The organism is Chitinivibrionales bacterium (genome assembly GCA_014728215.1).
Classification (GTDB): domain Bacteria; phylum Fibrobacterota; class Chitinivibrionia; order Chitinivibrionales; family WJKA01; genus WJKA01.
This window is the reverse complement of the sequence record WJLZ01000146.1, coordinates 1-3,637: the sequence shown is the minus strand read 5'-3', so window position 1 is coordinate 3,637 and position 3,637 is coordinate 1. Positions and strand designations below refer to the sequence as shown.

Genomic DNA, 3,637 nt, shown 5'->3' with positions numbered 1-3,637 from the left:
ATTTATCACGGGGTGCTGCAAAAAAAATAGGCCTGATACAGACCGGCACCGCACCAGTAAGGCTTGACATACTGCCATGAGAGTTTTGCCTGTTTTTCATTATTTCCCAACCGCAAAAGGTCTGTTCGACAACTGGCTTGCCGGCGAATCTATCTACCCCTTTTATGCATCGTTTAAACTGACTTCTCGATGTCATTTTGGGTGCCCTTTTTGCAATGTGCGAGATAACCGGACTCCCGACCTTTCGACCCGGGATATTAAACGTATCCTGGATAACCTTTCCCGCTCATCAATTCTCATGACCAGTTTTGAAGGCGGCGAGCCGCTGTTGCGTGAAGACATTGGCGAACTACTGGAGTATGCTTCCCGCTGCAAATTCTATCTTCTCTTTACTACCAGTGTTAAAAATCTGCTTGAGTACCCCCTCCATACCTATGGGAAGTATATCGATTTCTTTCACATTTCTATCGACGAAGGACACAACAATCTTGACATGTACGACCTGTTGCCGGAGTTAACCAAACTTCCTACCCAGGTTTCGGTTCAGGTGGTTGTTACAAGGGATACTGTTGATGCGCTGGAAAAGAAAGTGGCTCAATGCAGCAAAAACGGCGCAAATATAGTGATTATTCCTGCCACCCATATGGATAATACCGACGATTATTTCCCGGATATGGAATTTTTAGAAAAGAAAATGCTCGAACTTCGAAAGAGATATCCCCGCACAATTCATACTCCACAAAATTATTTCAAAGCCTATAAAAAGAGAAAATGCTCATCGGCGTCAATCATTATCGCTCCCGACGGCTCGCTCTACTATCCCTGTCATATCCTGAGGGAAAAGGGGCCCGACCTCCGCACAACCGATCTGAACCGGTGGCTTCGGACAGATAGTGCAAAAAAACAACGGAAAAAAATGCACCAATGTACCCGGAACTGCGGTTGGTATCAATATTATTCCATCGATTCTTACACCTCGATACAATCGGCCTATGAGTCACTCATGCCGATGTTCTCAAAATCGAAGAAAACCTTATCTCAATGATCCGGAGGTGATTTTTTTGCCTTTTAAGGATATCAGGATTGAAGAATATTTAAAATTTCCCGAAGTTCCTTAACAGCCAGTTCTTTGAAGCCGTTTTCGGAAGGAGAAAAGAGGTTCAACTGGGTATCGTGGTGATTATTGCTCCCGTTTCGAATCCCGGCAAGTTTTTTCTTTGCGCCTGGGATCGTATACTGTTCATCGTAGAGCAATTGTTTAATGTAGCGGATAGTCTCGATATCCTTTTCGCGGTATGCCCTGTTTCCTGCCCGGTTCTTTTTGGGACGAAGCTGAGAAAATTCACTTTCCCAGTATCTGAGCACATGAGGTTCAAGTTCTGTTTTTGCACAGACCTCACTGATAGAATAATAAGTCTTTTTAATTTCTTCCATTAGACCAACGCTTTGTGTACAACATCAGGTTAATTACTCAACCTATTGAACGATAAAGCCTTAAAGGTAATAGTAGATTCTATATTATGCGCTCGCAATATGCAAGAATAATTTACATGTTCGATAAATAAATGCCGGTGATCGATTTAAAGAAATGCCTGGTATCAATATGGCCTTTGTTATTACCAGTTCTCAGGCTTGAATTCTCTGAGCATCAGGTCTTTTGCCGCCGCTTTTGCCGACTTACCTTCAAAGAGGGTTTTATATACCTCAGAGGTTATCGGCATCTCAATTCCATATTTTTTTGCCAGTTCATAGACCGATTTTGTTGTTTCGACGCCTTCGGCGATCATGATCATCTGCCCCAGAGCTTCATCGAGAGTATACCCTGAACCGATCAGTTCACCTATTTTTCGATTTCTACTATGCTTGCTCATGCAGGTGGTAATCAGATCACCGATACCGGCGAGACCGCTGAATGTGCGTTCTTTAGCACCCATTTTTGCTCCCAGGCGGATCATTTCAGCCATTCCGCGGGTCAGGATCGCCCCTTTGGTATTATCCCCGAAACCAAGACCGTCGCATATTCCCGCGGCAATGGCAATGACATTTTTCACGCTTGCCGCCAGTTCTACCCCGACAATATCGGCATTGGTATAAATCCGGAAATAATCTGTTGAGAATTCTCTCTGTATCTCCTCGGCAAAAGCATAATTTGCCGATGAAGCGACTACAGTGGTGGGAATATCCCGGGAGACCTCTTCAGCGTGTGAGGGCCCCGAGAGGACGACAATTTTATCGCTCGAAAGATTCGGCACCTCCTCAACCAGCACTTCAGTCATAAGCTTTAACGTACCACATTCGATACCTTTTGAAACAATTATCCAACCTCTGATAGCCGCCGGTTTATCGGATGATACCGAAGACGCCAGGATTTTCATTGTACTGCGCATGGTCTGGGCGGGGACCGCGCAAAGGATGTAATCAGCATTCTCGACGGCTTTCCCTATATCGTTGGTAATAATTATTTCGGACGGTATCTCAATTCCCGGCAGCTTATTGAAATGCTGCCGTTTTTCATTTAACATCAAAGCATCTTCTTTATTAAACTCCCACAGAGAAAGTTTGTGGCCACGTTTTGTTAAAAGAACCGACAATGCAATCCCCCAGCTACCAGCGCCTAAAATGGCTATTCTCACAGCGTGCTCCTTATCTTTTTCATTTACTATACTAATATTCGACTTAATTGCCTTACTGATGTGTCCTTCTTCCGGGAGGTCTGAATGATACTCTCACAGGACACCCCTCAAAGTCGTAGTTTTCATAAATTTTATTTATAAGATATCTCTTATACGAGGGAACGACATTTTTAAAATTGGATGCATAAAAGATAAATAAGGGGTATTCGGCCGGACGTTGTTTTCCTGCAAGGATTCTCACATCCTTACCCCCCGATATGGGATGAGGATTCAGACGTGTCCAGTTGTATACTTTATCGCTGAACTCCTTTGAAGGTACCTTGTAATGCATTTTTTCTTTTATCCTGAAAGCCTGCTCCAGAACCATATTAATTCTCAGGCCGGTAAGTGCGGAAATGGAAAGGATCGGCCTATTTCTTAATTCGGCATACTGCTTTTTGACATCAGCGCTCAACCGATCGAATGTTTTTGAATCCTTTTCGACAATGTCCCATTTATTCCATGCTAAAATGGAACCTTTGTTGAATTCGAGTATTTTATCCAGAATTTTCAGGTCCTGTTCTCCCAGCCCGGCAACAGCATCAACAAGCAAAATGCAGACATCACTCCGCTGAATGCTTCCCAGGGCCCGAAGATTTGAATAATATTCAACATTATCTTTTACCTGAGATTTTTTTCGCAAGCCGGCAGTATCGATCAGTACAACCCGGTGATCATTATATGTCAGCTCAGAATCAATTGCATCCCGGGTAGTTCCGGGAGCAGCATCAACAATCATACGATTCTGCCTGAGCAGTTTATTTACCAGTGAAGATTTCCCGGCATTGGGCCGTCCAAGAATAGCAATTTTCAAGGCACTGTCATCTGCCACACCTTGCCCCCGCTTTACTTTATCCAACTTCCGCAAACGATCGACAATTACATCGAGAAGGTCTGCGACACCTTTTCCATGGAGCGCAGAAATCGGCAGCGGATCACCCAGGCCCAGGGAAAAATACAGGTTT

General features: G+C 44.0%; 4 protein-coding genes. 1 reads left to right on the top strand and 3 read right to left on the bottom strand.

Annotated features, from left to right (window positions below):
* Window positions 1-76: 76 nt before the first annotated feature.
* A complete protein-coding gene (locus tag GF401_12700) occupies window positions 77-1,045 on the top strand; it encodes a radical SAM protein (GenBank protein MBD3345915.1) in 969 nt (322 codons plus the stop codon).
* Window positions 1,046-1,077: 32 nt separating this feature from the next.
* Here the strand turns inward: GF401_12700 and GF401_12695 are convergent, their stop codons facing one another.
* The 3 genes from GF401_12695 to der form a co-directional block, all read right to left on the bottom strand.
* Window positions 1,078-1,434 carry a MerR family transcriptional regulator gene (locus GF401_12695; GenBank protein MBD3345914.1) on the bottom strand — a complete coding sequence of 119 codons (357 nt, stop codon included), beginning with the start codon at window positions 1,432-1,434 and terminating at the stop codon, window positions 1,078-1,080.
* A 182-nt stretch (window positions 1,435-1,616) separates the two neighbouring features.
* Complete coding sequence (locus GF401_12690; protein ID MBD3345913.1) at window positions 1,617-2,633, bottom strand: NAD(P)H-dependent glycerol-3-phosphate dehydrogenase; 1,017 nt, start codon at window positions 2,631-2,633, stop codon at window positions 1,617-1,619.
* Window positions 2,634-2,685: 52 nt separating this feature from the next.
* On the bottom strand, window positions 2,686-3,637 hold a 952-nt coding region (gene der / locus GF401_12685; protein MBD3345912.1), incomplete at its 5' end, for a ribosome biogenesis GTPase Der.

Bases quoted from the DNA above. Each gene is read 5' to 3' on its own strand.
- GF401_12700 (MBD3345915.1), top strand. From the start codon at position 77: ATGAGAGTTTTGCCTGTTTTTCATTATTTCCCAACCGCAAAAGGTCTG.
- GF401_12695 (MBD3345914.1), bottom strand. From the start codon at position 1,434: ATGGAAGAAATTAAAAAGACTTATTATTCTATCAGTGAGGTCTGTGCA.